This window comes from Candidatus Sphingomonas colombiensis (assembly GCA_029202845.1).
GTDB classification, from domain to species: domain Bacteria; phylum Pseudomonadota; class Alphaproteobacteria; order Sphingomonadales; family Sphingomonadaceae; genus Sphingomonas; species Sphingomonas colombiensis.
In genome coordinates this window covers 2737563-2753456 of sequence record CP119315.1, presented here as the reverse complement: position 1 = coordinate 2753456, position 15894 = coordinate 2737563, and the positions used below count along the sequence as shown (strand labels likewise).

11 protein-coding genes and 2 pseudogenes are annotated in these 15894 nt (G+C 64.3%); 4 read left to right on the top strand and 9 right to left on the bottom strand.

All coding sequences use genetic code 11. From position 1 onward, the window contains the following. Positions 1 to 19 precede the first annotated feature (19 nt). The 4 genes from P0Y64_13270 to P0Y64_13255 all read right to left on the bottom strand — a co-directional run bounded on the left by P0Y64_13270 (position 20) and on the right by P0Y64_13255 (position 6064). Positions 20 to 1834 (bottom strand): NAD(P)/FAD-dependent oxidoreductase, encoded by a 1815-nt coding sequence (locus tag P0Y64_13270; protein WEK42354.1) that lies wholly within the window; start codon positions 1832 to 1834, stop codon positions 20 to 22. A 197-nt stretch (positions 1835 to 2031) separates the two neighbouring features. Then, the gene (locus tag P0Y64_13265) at positions 2032 to 3552 is read right to left on the bottom strand and encodes a S53 family peptidase (protein WEK42353.1); all 1521 of its coding nucleotides are present in this window, start codon (positions 3550 to 3552) and stop codon (positions 2032 to 2034) included. An 86-nt stretch (positions 3553 to 3638) separates the two neighbouring features. After that, positions 3639 to 4778: a hypothetical protein gene (locus tag P0Y64_13260; GenBank protein WEK42352.1), complete on the bottom strand. Its 1140-nt coding sequence runs from the start codon at positions 4776 to 4778 to the stop codon at positions 3639 to 3641. Positions 4779 to 5089: 311 nt separating this feature from the next. Continuing rightward, entirely contained in the window at positions 5090 to 6064 is a 975-nt protein-coding gene (locus P0Y64_13255) for a threonine/serine dehydratase (protein ID WEK42351.1), read from the bottom strand. 139 nt (positions 6065 to 6203) lie between these two features. Here P0Y64_13255 and P0Y64_13250 point away from each other — a divergent pair, with 139 nt between their 5' ends. The 4 genes from P0Y64_13250 to P0Y64_13235 all read left to right on the top strand — a co-directional run bounded on the left by P0Y64_13250 (position 6204) and on the right by P0Y64_13235 (position 9426). Further along, positions 6204 to 7436 (top strand): type III PLP-dependent enzyme, encoded by a 1233-nt coding sequence (locus tag P0Y64_13250; GenBank protein ID WEK42350.1) that lies wholly within the window; start codon positions 6204 to 6206, stop codon positions 7434 to 7436. A 107-nt stretch (positions 7437 to 7543) separates the two neighbouring features. Further along, on the top strand, positions 7544 to 8623 hold the full coding sequence (locus P0Y64_13245) for a deoxyhypusine synthase (GenBank protein WEK42349.1): 1080 nt from the start codon (positions 7544 to 7546) through the stop codon (positions 8621 to 8623). 139 nt (positions 8624 to 8762) lie between these two features. Then, positions 8763 to 9338, top strand: coding sequence for a hypothetical protein (locus P0Y64_13240; protein ID WEK42348.1), 576 nt, complete (start codon positions 8763 to 8765; stop codon positions 9336 to 9338). A 16-nt stretch (positions 9339 to 9354) separates the two neighbouring features. After that, positions 9355 to 9426, top strand: a complete 72-nt coding sequence (locus tag P0Y64_13235) for a hypothetical protein (protein ID WEK45051.1) — start codon at positions 9355 to 9357, stop codon at positions 9424 to 9426. A gap of 41 nt (positions 9427 to 9467) precedes the next feature. On the opposite strand, the pseudogene P0Y64_13230 reads toward P0Y64_13235, so the two are convergent. The 5 genes and pseudogenes from P0Y64_13230 to P0Y64_13210 all read right to left on the bottom strand — a co-directional run bounded on the left by P0Y64_13230 (position 9468) and on the right by P0Y64_13210 (position 15893). Beyond that, positions 9468 to 11361: pseudogene (locus P0Y64_13230) on the bottom strand (amidotransferase 1, exosortase A system-associated). Then, positions 11361 to 12878: pseudogene (gene xrtA, locus P0Y64_13225) on the bottom strand (exosortase A). The pseudogenes P0Y64_13230 and xrtA overlap by 1 nt, the downstream one beginning before the upstream one ends. Then, positions 12875 to 14041, bottom strand: a complete 1167-nt coding sequence (locus P0Y64_13220; GenBank protein WEK42347.1) for a TIGR03087 family PEP-CTERM/XrtA system glycosyltransferase — start codon at positions 14039 to 14041, stop codon at positions 12875 to 12877. The pseudogene xrtA and the gene P0Y64_13220 overlap by 4 nt, the downstream one beginning before the upstream one ends. Next, positions 14038 to 15057: a FemAB family PEP-CTERM system-associated protein gene (locus tag P0Y64_13215; protein ID WEK42346.1), complete on the bottom strand. Its 1020-nt coding sequence runs from the start codon at positions 15055 to 15057 to the stop codon at positions 14038 to 14040. Before P0Y64_13215 ends, P0Y64_13220 begins: the two co-directional genes overlap by 4 nt. Continuing rightward, on the bottom strand, positions 15054 to 15893 hold the full coding sequence (locus P0Y64_13210) for a DUF3473 domain-containing protein (protein WEK42345.1): 840 nt from the start codon (positions 15891 to 15893) through the stop codon (positions 15054 to 15056). Before P0Y64_13210 ends, P0Y64_13215 begins: the two co-directional genes overlap by 4 nt. Position 15894: the final 1 nt, after the last annotated feature.

Here is a 15894-nt window from a genome sequence, read left to right as displayed (position 1 = left end):
TTCGCGAAAGTCACGCTGGTCAGCGGAACTCGATGCCATCGAACTTGCCGGACATCGTCCAGTCGCCGAGATATTTGAAGTAGGCATGGGCGCCGAGCGGATAACCCACGGCATAAGCGGCGGCGGGGCCGGAATCCTTGCCTTCATTGTTGTAGTAACCCGGCGTGCAATCGGGCGCAGTCCGTAGCGAACGCGCCGAGCCCGTCAGCAGCAATGCAACCCATTCATCCTGTGCTTCGCGCGAAACCTCCACTTCCTTCGCACCAATTTCCTCAGCCCGCGCGACGACGGCGGCAATCGTACGCCCCGATGCGGTAAGATTGTGCGGCACATTGGAAATCAGATTGGCGCCTTGGGCGGGCGTCACGACGAACATATTGGGAAAGTCGTGGACGTGGATGCCGTGAAGCGATCGCATACCGTCGCCCCAAGCGTCCGACAGCTTAAGGCCACCACGACCCACCACATCGAACGCGACCAGCGCCGAAAGGTTCGCCCCGACCCGAAACCCGGAGGCATAAACGATGCAATCGACTTCATATTCGCGGCCTGCGACGACAAAGCCCTTCGCGGTGATTTTCTCGACGCCCTTTCCGTCGGTGTCGATCAGATGCGTGCCGGGTTGATTAAATGCCTGCAAATACTGATCGTGAAAACACGGCCGTTTACACAATTGTCGATACCACGCCTTCAGGTTTTCAGCTGCTTCAAGGTCTTCGACAATCGTATCTACACGGGCGCGGATTTCGTTCATTTTCTCGAAATCCGCATCCTCCCACACCGCAAGGATCTGCTCGAAACTGCGCTGATCAGGCGGCAGCATTGCTACCCGCTCCTTGATACGGCGCGAGATATCGGTCCAGCCATCCTGGACGAGATCTTCATCGATCATGAAACCTGGCGTCTGATTGGCCGTAAAGTTTTCGAGCCAACGCTGTTGCCAGCCCGGGGTCGCGATTTCCGTAAACCAATCGGGATCGATCGGCGCGTTGTCACGAACATCTACCGAAGAAGGCGTGCGCTGGACGACATAAAGCTCCTTCGCGGCACGCGCGAGATGCGGAACAATCTGCACCGCAGTTGCCCCGGTGCCGATAATCGCCACGCGCTTGTCGGCCAGTTTGTCGAGCTTCGCCCCCGCCGCATTGCCGCCGGTATAGCCATAATCCCAGCGGCTGGTGTGGAACGAATGGCCCTTGAAATCCTCAATACCCGGAATGCCAGGCAGTTTGGGAATGTGGATCGGGCCAGTGCCCAGGCCAATGTATTTGGCGGTGAAACGATCGCCACGATCCGTTGAAACCACCCATAGCGAGCGCCCTTCATCCCAATTGAGCGAGGCGATCTGCGTATGGAACAACGCCTTGTCGTATAGCCCGTATTGTCCGGCGATCCGCTGGCACTGCGCCAAAATCTCGGGACCATGGACATATTTCTCGGTAGGCATGTGCCCGGTTTCTTCGAGCAGCGGCAAATAGATCATCGACGCGGTGTCGCATTGCGCGCCGGGATAGCGATTCCAATACCAGGTGCCGCCGACGTCGCCGCCCTTCTCGATCAGCCGATAATCGGTGATCCCCGCCTCGGCGAGCCGCGCGCCCGTAACCAGCCCCGCGAAACCTGCACCAACGAATGCGAAAGTGACGTGATCGAAGACCGGCTCACGCTCGACGAAGCGCGTGTAGGGATCGGTCGCGTAATGCGCGAAAGCCCCCTCCAGATCGAGATACTGATCGTTGCCATCGTCGCGCAAGCGCTTGTCGCGTTCGGCAAGATACTTCTCAAGCAAGCCCTTCTTGTCGAGCGGCTTATCGCGCAGGGTCTGACCGTCCATGACCATACCCTATCCTTGAAAATAGATTCTTATCAAGCATGATTGCGGGCATCATCCCATACCAATCTCCCAATCTGGGGGACGCCGGCATGAAAAAACCCGCACGCGTATCCCGGCAAAGGGCAGCAAAACGATGGCCCCACGCTGTCATCGGGAGTTTGGACAAGCGGCCTTGGCGGATAATCGGCTAGTGCCCGTCAGGTCGCGGTTATACCGGGCGCCGATCGTAGCGCCGACCCGATGGGCGAACCGAGCCCCGTACAGGCATCCCACCCCTTCCCGGCCGAAAAGCCGACGCCGCCGGATTTGTTGTCGCCAGATGTTATGTCCCGAAAAACATCGGGAACGGCGTAGAGATGCGCGTGGGGCAGACCCAGCGGCGATTTCCGAATCACGTTGAGGATCGCGACGATAGCGGCCCAGAGCGGTGCAACAGCACTCGTCCCGCCGATGATCCCCACCTGCCCCGCCGTCAGGATCCGATAGCCGCTATCCGGATCGGCATTACCCGCCACATCCGGCACGCCGCGCCCGCCTGCTGAGCCGCGAGGTAACGGCACACCAGCGTTTTTCTGGTAGCCAGGGAGTGCAAAGAGCACACTGACACCGCCGCCGGTGCCGCCGCCATTGCTATTCCACACCACCTCTTTCGTGATGCCGCCTCCCGCCAGCGTAATCCTGGTGCCCCCACACCCCAGAACCGCAGGATCGGACGCAGGATAGTCGACATGCGCCTGTCCATCGTTCTCACCATCGGTCGCCAGCCCGTCGCCCGATGCGGCGCACACCGTAACGTTGAGAGTGGCGGCATCCTGAAAGGCCGCGCCCATTACTGCGATGGACTGTTGGCTCCAGCCATTTTCGCCCGATCCCCAACTGATCGAAAGTACGGAGGGTTTATTCGCATCGTCATGCACCGCCTGCGTGATCGCATCGACAAAGCCCTGGCTGGTGTTCGGCGCAAAATAGACCGCGAGCCGGGCTCCCGGCGCGACGCCGCCCGCGACCTGGATGTCCAGCGCGACTTCGCCGTCCGCATCACTCGCGCCGGGGGCGTTGCCGGCTCCGTCAACACCGATCGCAACAATATCCGGAACAGGCATGTTCATGGCTTTGAACGCAGCCTGATTGTCGGCATCCGTGAAGCCCCCGCCCAGTTCGATGATACCGATGCATTGGCCCGCCGCATCGGAACCGCCAAAACCGTAGAGCTTTGCCACGTCAGTGGGCAAAAATCCGGTTGGTGGCGTCGTTCCGCGATGCGGAACTATTTTGGGCGTCGCGATCGGGCTTGTGTCGAGCCCCAGAACGGCCGCGACACGCCCCACCACGGTCGCGGGCAAGAGCAACGGGCCGGTCCTGCCGCGATAAACCTTCCCCTTCTGCGCATAATGGTGAAGCTCGGTCCCGAAGGCCGCTTCTACGACGCTCGCCTTCCCCCGCAGCTGCACAAGGCGCCGCGCCGCATCCTTCGCCACGACCTCCAATCCCGCCTCATGCGCGAAAGCGGCAATGGCGTCGAAATCCGCCGCGTGATCCTTTTCGCGCCGCGCCCGAAGCTCCGCGCGCGACGAGACAGCAGGCGCTCCCTTTTGCGCCGTTGGCTTCAGATAAAGGCTGACGGTGATGATCTCGTCACCGGGAACTCGCCCGATCGCCTTCATGTCCCGTGGCGCGGCATGCTCACTTCCGACGAGTATCTGTCGATTATCGGCCATCCCATGTCTCCGTGCGGCGCGTTGCCGAGTTAAACGCTCGCGCCACGACGAAGGGTTCGCCCTCTACTTACGAAAATATCCTGATTTTACCGGCGCGAGGCCTCGACATGCTCCAGCAGTATGTCCGCCAGAAAATCCTGAAACGGTTGCTGCCAAATACCGCTGTGATTGTTGATGACGGCTTTGTCCGCGCCGACCACCCAATAGGGATTTTCCTGTCGCTCCCCCGGTGGATCGAGACGGAATGAAGCACCTTCGGACGAGCCGGTCAGCCGGTGCGTGCGAAACTCGGGAATGAAGCCGATCGCGTGCGTCGTGCACGCCTTTTCCAGATCGCCGATCGTCGCTTGATCGAGCCGCCGGGTAAAATTTCCTATCGGAAAGAACGTGCCGACGGGTTGGTCATTCTCCGCCTGAGCGCAGATGAACACTGGCGGCTGCGGTATATTGCGCGCCCGAAACGCCGCGCCCTTCACCAGATCGTAAATCGGCAGATAGCGAGCGCCTTCGATTGCCGGGTTCACCAGCAGCACGAGATCCGCGAAGCTCGGCGTCAATAACCCCCCCGGCGCCGACGCGGCCTCAATCAGCGACTGCGACAGGGCGGAATAGACGATCATGCCGCCAAAACTGTGACCCGCGATTACAAGCAGCGGAGAGCCGCTCCGATCGCGCGTGAGCCGATGATTGCGATAATGGCGAAGGCGACCGAACAGCTCGCGGACGGAACCCGTCGCCACCCGCTGCGCCGCCGCCTGACGTCCCCAGAAGGTGCTGTCCGCAACGATATCGCCCACGCCATATTCCGACATGCCCCGCCACCCGATGAAGATCCCCATTACCGGCCGCGCCCTTCCCGCAGCGGTATTTCGTTCATGCAGGCCGACGCGCATGAGCACTCGCCGAAACTCGGAGAGATCCTCGTCATCCGTTCGCGCGTCGTGCTTCCAGCCGTGAACGAATACCAACAGAATTACGTCGGCCTCATCGTGCATCAACTGGGTCATCACCCCGGCGACGGCGTCCATTTGGCCACGATCGTAACATCGACCCTGATCATCGAACTCCACGATCGCGAGGCAATATGCTGGCTGGGGCGCACCTGGCGCGCCCCTCATAAAGCCATGGTAAGTCTGGTGCTGTTCGTTCGGCATAAGGCCGAGCGCCGCTCTCGGCGCGATCGGCGCGAGGCCGACAAGGCCATCACCGGGCGGATCGATTGCCATTTTCAGCCCTCCATATCCGTGGCCGAATGATAGCATGGCGGGAGATCGCCGTCGCGTTCGAGATCCGCCCTCACAGGTCAGTTAGCGACGCGTTTCCAATCCGATAGTTCGTCCGGATTACCACCCGACGGCGACAGTGACGTTAAACCGACAATGCCGCCGCCGCGCGGGCGTTCCGGCACGATGCGGATCCTGCCCTCGGCCACGAAGCGTGCTCGAGCCGCGCGATCGGCCCATCCGCCAATCAATGCGGCTCGCCCGTGCCCAGTTTCCCCGCCCAGCCCGCATCAGATCATCGATCGGGCATCATTCTAGCTTTCCGTATGCCGGGAAAGGACGCGCCCGTAAGCGGCCATATCGACATTGCCGCCGGACAGAATGACCAGCATCCCCGCCTCTAGCGGCACTCGACCCGCCAGCAGGGCGGCGAGCGCCACTGCGCCACCGGGCTCGACCACCAGTCGAAGATTTTCCGCTGCCCAGCGCTGCGCGGTCGCGATCTCTTCCTCGCTCACGGCTACGCCTTTCGCATCCCGGCGTGCCAGCACCTCGAAGGTCAACGGCGACACCTCCTTCGTCTGAAGCGCGTCGCAGGCGGTCGGCGGCGGATTGGGGCCGACCGGCTCGATCCAGCTCGCCTCCAGGCTGCGGGTCATATCGTCCCACCCGGCCGGCTCGACGATGGTGATTCGCGCCTCAGGCAGCGCCAACGCGATGCCGGTCGCCAAGCCGCCACCGCCGCACGGCACGATTGCGTGAAGCGGCGCGCCGAGGCCAGCCTCAGCCATCTGTCGCGCCGCCTCGATCGCGGCGCTCCCCTGCCCTTCGATCACCCACGGATCGTCGAAGCTTGGCACCAGCGTTGCGTTCCGGGCCTTGGCGAGTCGCCCCGCGATCAATTCGCGGCTCTCGGTGGCGCGATCGTAAGCGACCACTTCCGCACCCAGCGCCAGCGTCGCCTCCCGCTTCGCGCGCGGCGCGTCGGCGGGCATCACGATCGTCGCCGCGATTCCTAGCCGCCGCGCGGCCCAGGCGATTCCCTGCGCGTGATTGCCCGAGGAGAAAGCGACGACGCCCCGCGCGCGCGCATCTTCATCCAGGGCGGTCAGGCGATGCCACGCCCCGCGGATTTTGAACGCCCCGATCGGCTGCAGAGACTCCGCCTTGAAGGCTACGTCAAACCCCTTGATATCATGCACGAATAATGGCGTCGGCGGCAGGATGGCCGCGATCTTCGCCGCCGCGTCGCGCACGCCCGCCCGGGTTGGCTGTCGCACAATTGTCACGATCGATCCTGCATCATTTGAATCCACTTTACATTCCGGGCCGGCGACCCTAACTCGCCCATCCGCTGCCCCATGGGACTTCCAACCGCAAGGCAGCTTTTTTCGCTCGACGCCGTAAGGCAATTGGAGGTCCCTTGAGTTGCACCAGCATCATAGCGCGCTGGGGCTAGCCGCCCCCTCGATTGCTCCCGCCACCACTGTCGGCGGAGCCATTGACATTGCGAAGCGGGCACCGGTTCAGCCGGTGACGCTGATCCGTCCGCACGCCGCCGCGCGGGCCGCCCGCTTCTTTTCGGAGAAGTTTCCGGGCCGGTCGATGTACGCGGTGAAGGCGAATCCCAGCCCCGAGCTGATCGCCACGCTGTTCGAGAACGGCATCACGCACTTCGACGTCGCCTCGATCGCAGAGGTGCGGCTTGTCGCGCGCACCGTGCCCGAGGCCACCTTGTGCTTCATGCACCCGGTGAAGGCCGAGGAAGCGATCGCCGAGGCGTATTTCACGCATGGCGTGCGCGTGTTCAGCCTCGATAGCCTTGAGGAGCTGGACAAGATCACCCGCGCGACGCGCAATGCGAGCGATCTCACGCTCTGCGTCCGCCTGCGCGTGTCGTCCGAGCATTCGAAGCTCAGCCTCGCTTCGAAGTTCGGCGTTCCGGCGCATGAAGCCAAGCCGCTGCTGATGGCAGCACGCCAGGCGGCCGATGCGCTGGGCATCTGCTTCCACGTCGGCAGCCAGGCGATGACGCCGGAAGCCTATGCCGACGCGATGGAGCGCGTGCGCCACGCGATCGTCGATGCGGCGGTGACGGTGGACGTGATCGACGTCGGCGGGGGCTTCCCCTCCTCCTATCCGGGGATGGAGCCGCCGCCGCTGGAGCGTTATTTCGAAACGATCCACCGCGCGTTCGAAAGCCTGCCGGTCAGCTATTCGGCTGAATTGTGGGCTGAGCCGGGCCGTGCGCTCTGCGCCGAATATAGCTCGCTGGTGGTGCGCGTGGAAAAGCGCCGCGGCAACGAGCTGTACATCAACGACGGCGCGTATGGCGCGCTGTTCGATGCCGCGCATATCGGCTGGCGTTTCCCGGTCGCGTTGTTGCGCGAACCGGAATCGACCGTGCGCGATCATCCGTTCTCGTTCTACGGCCCGACCTGTGACGATCTCGATCATATGGCTGGTCCGTTCCTGCTTCCGGCAGACGTGCAGGCCGGCGATTATATCGAGATCGGCATGCTCGGCGCCTATGGCGCGGCGATGCGCACGGCTTTCAACGGCTTCGGATCGGACGAGACGATCATCGCGACCGATGAGCCGATGATCTCCCTGTACGTCGATGGCGTACGCGAGGTCGCGAACAACGTCGTAACATTGTAATAGCCGCAAGGCAGACTTTCGGGCGACGATGCGTTTTTCGCGCATCGTCGCCCTTGGGGTTTCCGCGTCCCCTTCAATGACGACGGCATCGCATGCGGGAGTTTCCCATGACCGACACTTTGACCAAGACCGCCGCGGCCAACGCGCCGATCAACGACAATCGCAAAGCCGAGCTGCTGTCGAAGCAGGTCAAGCATATCGACATCAAGAGCTTCGACGCGCGCCCGATCGTCGATGCGATGTCGGATATGAGCTTCACCAGCCGCGATCTCGGCCGCGCGACCAACATCTACAATCAGATGCTGGCCGACAAGGATTGCACCGTGGTGCTGGTGATCGCCGGCTCGACCTCGGCGGGTGGCTGCATGGACCTCTATGCCGAGCTGGTGCGCAACAAGATGGTCGACGTGGTGGTCGCCACCGGCGCGACGATCGTCGACATGGATTTCTTCGAGGGTCTCGGCCACAAGCACTATCAGGCGCTTGAGGTGCCGGACGATGACACGCTGCGTTCGCTCTACATCGATCGTATCTACGACACCTATATCGACGAAGAGCAGCTTCAGGATTGCGACTTCACGATCAACAAGATCGCGAACGAGCTGGAGCCCAAGGCTTATTCCTCGCGCGCTTTCATCCGTGAAATGGGCCGCTACCTCGCCGAGCATGGCAAGAAGGAAAACAGCCTCGTCAAGCTCGCTTACGAGCATGACGTGCCGATCTTCTGCCCGGCGTTCGTGGACAGCTCGGCCGGCTTCGGCCTCGTCAAGCATCAGGTGGACAATGCCAAGGCCGGCAAGCCCTATCTGATGATCGACGCGGTGGCGGATTTCCGCGAACTGACCGACATCAAGATCGCGGCGGGCACCACAGGCCTGCTGATGATCGGCGGCGGCGTGCCGAAGAACTTCATTCAGGACACCGTCGTTTGCGCCGAGATCCTCGGCCATGAGGATGTCGAGGTGCATAAATATGCGGTGCAGATCACCGTCGCCGATGTGCGTGACGGCGCTTGCTCTTCCTCCACGCTGCAAGAGGCGGCGAGCTGGGGCAAGGTCAACACCGGCATCGAGCAGATGGTGTTCGCCGAAGCCGGATCGGTGATGCCGCTGCTGGCATCGGACGCCTATCATCGCGGGCTGTGGAAGGATCGCGCCGAGCGTCGCTGGTCGAAGCTGTTCGCTTAAGATCGCCTTCATGGATGCCGTCCCGTTTTGGGCCGGCATCCATGGTGCCTTTTGGCCACTAACTTCTTTCCGTCATCAAAATCGACTATCCAAACTCCCGTATGGTTAACCAAAGCTAACCAGACAGGGGAGAATCGAGATGCTGCGCATATTGATGACGCCGGCGGCGATCGCCGCTTTCGCGGCCGCGACACCGGCACTTGCCGACACTTACACCCAGGCCAATTTCTCCGGCGGCATTTTCGGCGGAAACGCGAACGTGCAATCGCCGTTCAGCGGCAACGGCTTTTCGCCGGGCCAGACGTTCGGCGGCAGCTTCGTTTTTGACAACAATCTGATCCCGGCGGCAGGCTCCGGCTTCGTCAATGTGCTGGACAACAGCTTTCCCGATTATGCCAATATTCCGGCCGCGGATCTGTTCACGTTCAATTTCGGCCCGCTGAGCTTCACCGCCGCGAATGCCGCCGCCCCGATGGCGGTTCAGTATAACAACGGCAACTTCAACGGCTTCTTCTACATCGCCGATTTCACGTTTCAGAATGCGAATTATCAGTTGCAGATTCAAGGCGGTAGCTTGACGGTCGTCGCGCTGGACGGCCAGGGCAATCCGGGCTTCAACAACCTTGTCAATGGCTATATCAACATCGGCAACCGCGCCGTCACCAACCCGACAGCTTATGTACCGAGCGGCCCCGCCCAACGGCGGCGTTCCTGAGCCTGCCATCTGGGCAATGCTGATCCTCGGCTTTGCGGCGATCGGTGGCGCGATGCGCCAGCGCAAAGCGACGGTTTCCTTCGCCTGAGCCGATACGCCGGGGCGTGGCGAGGTCCGCGCCCCGGCCGCTCAGCCGAACAGCCGGGCGAGGCTCTTTTCAAGCATGACGAACTGCCACAACGTCCGGCCATGCTCCTCGCGGCCGGCGCGATGCGTCTCCGCGAGCCGCGCGAGGCGATCGAGATCGAACCAGCCGGTGTCCCCCAAGGTTCGGGATTTCGCCAGTGCCGCCGCCTGATCAGCCAGCGCCCCGCGAAACCACGCACTGACCGGCGTTACGAAACCCATCTTGGGGCGATAGAGAATCTCGCGCGGGAGATAGCGCTCCATCGTCTTCTTCATCAGCCATTTCCCCTCGCCGTGCCGCAACCGCATCGTTGCGGGCAGCCGCGCCGCGAATTCTACCAGCCGATGATCGAGTAGCGGCTCGCGCGCCTCAAGGCTGACCGCCATGCTGGTGCGGTCGCTCTTGGTAAGGATATCGCCGGGCAGCCAGATCTTCACATCGGCATATTGCGCACGATCCAGCCCGTCCTGCGCTGGCGCGTCACGCATCGCAGCGATGTAGCGATCCTCCGCGCGATAACCGGCGAGCGCACGGCGTGCAGCATCGGTGAACAAAGATTGGCGCAGCGCAGGCGTCGTGACGCCCACCGCGCGGGCATAGGCATGCGCCCCGTCGCCCGCGAGTTCAAGAAAGGTCGTCTTCGCACGCAACGGGCGCGGCGCCCAATCGGCCTTGGGATAGAAGCGCCCGAGCGTTCCGAACAGGCTAGCCCGCATCCCGGCGGGCATCACACCGCGCACGCGCTCCTCCATCGCGTGAAAGCGATAGCGGCGATAGCCCGCGAACGCCTCATCCGCGCCGTCGCCCGACAGCGCCACCGTCACCTGCTCCCGCGCCAATGCGCACACCTGCAAGGTCGCGAGCGCGGAGGCATCGGCGAATGGCTCATCGAAGGCCCGAGCAAGCGGGTCGATCAGCCCGAAATCGCTCGCATCCACCACGCGCGCGCGGTGATCGGTCGCGAACCGCTCGGCGATGACCGCGGCATGGCCACGCTCGTCATGATCCGCGGCGGTGAAGCCGATCGTGCAGGTCTTTACCGCCTGTGATGATGCCTCCGCCATCAGCGCGACCACGGCGGAGCTATCCACGCCACCGGAGAGAAACGCGCCGAGCGGCACATCCGCGACCATGCGCGACCGCACCGCCTCCCGCAGATGCGCCAGCAACTCCTCCTCCAGCGCAGCGGCGGTGCCCGAAGCGCGATCGGCGAAGGATATGTCCCACCACTGGCGCGGCGCGGGCACCGGCTTGCCGCGCTCGACCAGCAGGAAATGACCGGCAGGAAGTTTCTTCACACCCGCGACGATACAGGCATCGTCGGGAACATAGCCGAAGGCCAGATAGTCCTCGATCGCCGTGACATCCGGGGTGCGGCGCAGCAGCGGATGCGCGAGCAGGCCTTTCAACTCTGACGCGAAGGCCAAGGCACCGTCGGCGAGTTCGACATAATGGAGCGGCTTCACCCCCAGCCGGTCGCGCGCCAGGAACAGCGTATTCGCCCGCGCATCATGTATGGCAAAGGCGAACATGCCGACCAGCCGATCGAGCATCGCCGGCCCCCATGCGGCCCAGCCGGCAAGCAGCACCTCGGTATCACCGTCGCTGTGGAACACCCAGCCGCGCGCGCCAAGTTCCTGCCTCAGCTGACGGTAGTTATAAATCTCGCCGTTGAAGACGATGGTCAGCGCCTCGTCCGCGCCGTGCATCGGTTGCGGCGAGCCCTCCACGTCGATGATCGAGAGCCGTCGATGACCCAGACCGACGCCCGGCGCGGTCCACACGCCGGAACCATCCGGCCCGCGATGCGCCATGACGTCGGCCATCGCGCGCACGCGCGCCGGATCAACCGGCTTGGGGCGTACCCGAATAATAAAGCCCCGCGATGCCGCACATCAGCGTGCCGCCGTCACGCGATCCGCGATGCGATCGATCGGTCCTAGCGCGGCAAGGAAGCGCTCGATCGGCGCGCGCGCATCGCCCCCTTCCGCCGACAAATGGATCGCAACCGCCGCCTGATCGCCGCCCAGCAAACGGGCCCTGAGGGTGGCGAATTTCACGATGACATCTTCCCCGGTGACGATTTCCGCCGGCGCGATACCATGACGCGACGATCCGCTCCACCGGGCCGGGCGCGGTGATCCGCATCGCGCTGCCGCCGGAAAAGCCCGGCACGTCGGCAACGCGCACCCACACGTCATTCTCGCGCAACACCCCGGTGCCGAACGCGGCGAGCTTCTTCCCCTCGCGCTGGCTGGCGAACACCGCGATCGCCACGTCGACCGCGCGGCCTTCCGCATCGACATAGCGACCGAACAAATAGTGATCCGCCGTCGGGTAATTGGGCTGCCAGGGTGCATGCCGGCTGAGCGGCGCGCGCCGCCACCCCGGCACCTCGGGCAAGGTAATATGCGCGGGAAGTTGAGCAGCACGAGCGGCGATCGCCGCGCTCCAGCCGGCAAACACACCTGCCGTCGCCAGCACCAGCGCGGCCGCGGGGACGAGCGCGATACGGTGGCCAAGCGGGGCGCGTCAGTTGCGTGGGATCGAACGCGGGATCATCCGGCGCGCGATCGAACCAGCGCCAGCCGATCGCCATTACGAGTGCCATGACGATGCCGAAGAACAGCCAGCCATAGACGATATGATCGAACCCGGTCGCCCGCTCGACCGAGGTGAGATGTGCGGCATAGATCGTCCCGAATGCCCGGATGCCGTTCGCAATCACCGGAACGATAAGACTGACCACAAGGAACACCGCCCGGCGCCGCCATGACGTGAAACACCAGTTCGCGACCAGCACGCCGTAAGCGAGCATGGCGATGACGAACTTCGCGCCGGAACACGCCTCAGCCACCTCGAAATAATAGCGACCAGCGTGGATCAACACGCCATCCACCACCGCCGGCACGCCGAACAGGTGGAGCAGCGGCAGCGTGATCGCCACCGTCGCCTGCTGCAGCGGCGGGCTCCAGCGCCTCACCGAACGGCACGAGGAACAAGGCGTAGCAGAGCGGGAACAACAAGCCCCGCGCGACATTCGCGCCGAGCAAGGTCACCACCGCCCCTTGCAGCATCATCACGAGCCCGAGCTGCCGCGCGAACGCGACGCCCGCCGCATCGCCAAGCAGCCAGCCGAACCCGCCCAGCGCAACGATCGCCAGCCCCGGCCACCACGCTTGCGGCTGCAACGCGGCCAACTCGCGGCGCCTGATCCACACCAGCCATGCGACCACCGGCCCGATAAACAGGCAATGGCCAAACGTGGTGCTGGTCCACCAGATCGATACGAGATGAAACAGATCGTCGCGGAAGACGGCGAGGATTAGCGTGGCCACCACCGCCAGCGCAATCAACGAGCGTCGCCACGTCTGGGAAACGACGACCGCGCTCTGGGTCATGGCGAGCGTCATGCCGCCGCCTGCGGCTCCGACGCGACCCCGATCAATCGGTCCAGCGGAGCAAGCGCCGCCGCCCAGTCGTAGCGCGCGATCACCCGTGCGCGCGCCGCTTTGCCCAGTGCGGCAGCGGCAGCCTGATCCTCAAGCAACGCGTTGACCGCCGCCACGAACGCATCTGCGTCACCCGCGACATCGATCGTGCCGTCATGGTCGATCCCCTCCGCCGCCGCTTCGGAGGCGACGACCGGGCGCGCCATCGCCATCGCCTCCAGCACCTTGTTCTGAATGCCGCGCGCCAGCTTGAGGGGGGCCACGACGACGCTCGCCGCCGCGAGCCAGCCACGCACATCTGCCACCTCGCCGGTGACGATCACGCGCTCGCCCGCCAGCGCGCGCACCTCGGTCGAAGGAGCGCGGCCGACGATCGCGAAACGGGCGCCGGGGATACGCGGCAGCATCTCGCGCGCGAACCACGTCACCGCATCAATATTCGGGCGGTAATCCATCTGCCCGGTGAAGACGAGAAGTGGCCCCTGCCCCACCACCGGAACATGCCGCGCGATCGGATCATAATGCGCGGTATCGATGCCGTTCTCGATCGCGATGCTGCCGGGAAGCAATGCCGCTTCCGCCGCGCTCACGAACAGGCTGTCATCGACGCGCCCCGCCACCTCGCGCTCGAACGCGGCGAGCATCCGCGCCTCGCGCTGCATCATGAACCGGGTCAGGCCGCTCGCATCCTCGGCATAAGCAGCGAACTTGGCCGAATCGAGATCGACGAAATCCATGATCGCGCGCGGGCCCGCGACGGGGAGATATTGCGCCATTTGCCCCGAAAAGACGTAGATCGCGTCGATCGGCCGCCGCGCGAGGATATCGCGCACCGCTTCCCCAACGCGCCGATGCGCGAAGGCGGTGAGCGACAGCGGCTGCGCCGTCGCCAGCGCCTCGATCGCGGATCGCGCGCGCGATTTGGTGCGCGGAACCACGACGCATTCGTCGACTAGCGTGCGATATTCCGGCGCCGGCGTCAGGTCGCGCGGATCGTCCGCGAACGCCACGAGATGCACCCGCGTGCGCGCCGCGAGGTGACGCAGCACATGAAAGCTGCGGATCTTGTCGCCGCGATCAGGCGGGAACGGCACGCGATGCGCGAGAAACAAAATCTCGCTCACCCCAGACCCCGGCTGATCCACGGACCGATGAGATTGGCGAGCGGCAGCGGCAGACGGCGCCATGTCCGCACCATCAGGGCATATTTCGGGTTGAGCGGGTTCACCTCACGAGCCGCGCCCTCGCTCCATCGGGCGTAAGCGAGCGGCTCGCCCTCGAACCCCCAATTCTTCTTGAACGCCGCCGCGCCGGTGCCGACTTTGGAGCGCCCGAAATCGAAGCGGGTGCAGCCCCGCGCCCGCGCATGTGCCATCAGCGCGAGATACATCCGGTCGTTGGCGCGCGACCCCCGCGCCGCCGCGGTGCCGCCGCCCCAATAGGGATAGACGGTGCCATTGAAATACAGGCTGAGCACGCTCGCCACCGCATCGCCGCGATGCCGCACCGTCAACACATCGGCGTCCATCGTCTCCAGCACGGCGCGGAATAGCGCGCGGGGAAAGACCGGAGTGCCGAGGTTACGGACGGATTCCGCATAAACCGCATAGTGCTCCGCCGCGCATTCGGCACCGCCGGTCATCACCTCCAGATCGTTCGCCAGCGCCTTGCGCACCTCGGCACGCTGCTTGCGCGGGATTGCCTTCAGCTCTGCTTCGTCATCGATCGCGAGCGGACGAACGAAGCCAAGATAGGTGGTGTCGTCGATCGTCCAGCCTGACGGTGCCGCGCCTCCACGCAGTTCGACCGACGGCAGCCCAAATGCGCAGGCGGTGGCGGCGAGCGCCTCGGCTCCCTCCCCCAGCACACCTCCATCGACAGCGAAACCGGCCGAGACGAGCGCATTGCCGAACAACGGCGAGCGCATCTCGGTCAGCGGCAACACGCCGACGATCGCGCCGCCGCGCTCCGCCAACAGATAGCGCGCGCGCTGGCCGCACCCCCGCTCCACCGCGCGGCTCCAAACGGGAAGATGGAATGGCGTCGCATCCGGCTGCGCGCGGACGAATGCATCGATCGCCGCATCATCGGCCGGCAGCGCCTCGCGCACCGTGATCGCCAGGCCGGCGCTGGCGTTCACCGCGTCGCGCCTTGCGCCACGATCGCGTCGATCCGTCCCCATTGATGCCGCGCGACGAGCCCGCGCAGCTTGCCAGCCATCGCGCCGAGCCGGCTATAATGGCGCAACTTGGAGCGCATCGGCGCATCGGCAACGCGTGGCTGCCCAGGATCGACCTCCCACGGATGGAAATAGAAAATCGCCGGCTGCTTCTCGCCGTTCACCTGTCGCACCGCGAAATTGGTGAGCGCCGACGGCAGCAGCCGAAAGAAGCCGCCCCCGGTCGCCAGCCGCCGCCCGGCGATCTCCGCTACCGTCACCGGCAATTCGACCAGCGACGCATCGGCCAGCGGCCGCCATGCGTAACGCGGGCTATCGCGCCAACCATAGTGATCGTGCGCAACCGGGGCGACGCTGGAGGAATAAGCATAGCCCTCCTCCGCCAGCACGACATGCGCCCAAGGCGTGCGCGCGTCGATCGAGAAGCTGGGCGCGCGATAACCGGTGACGGCGGCGCCGCCCGCATCTTCCAGCGCGGCGCGAGTGCGGCGCAGATCATCGCGGAAGGTGCCCGCATCCATGGTGAAGACGCGTGCGTGATCCCAGCCGTGGCTGGCGATCTCATGCCCCTCGGCCACGATCCGACGGATCAACGCTGGATGGCGCGATGCGACCCAGCCGAGCGTGAAGAACGTCGCTTTCACACCAGCTTCGGCGAACAGATCGAGCACCATGCCCGTATTGCGCTCGACGCGCGATTCCAGGCTCTCCCAGTCGCCGCGCGCGATCGTCCTTTCAAACGCGCCGACCTGAAACCATTCCTCGATATCGACCGACAGGCCGTTGATCACGCCCATC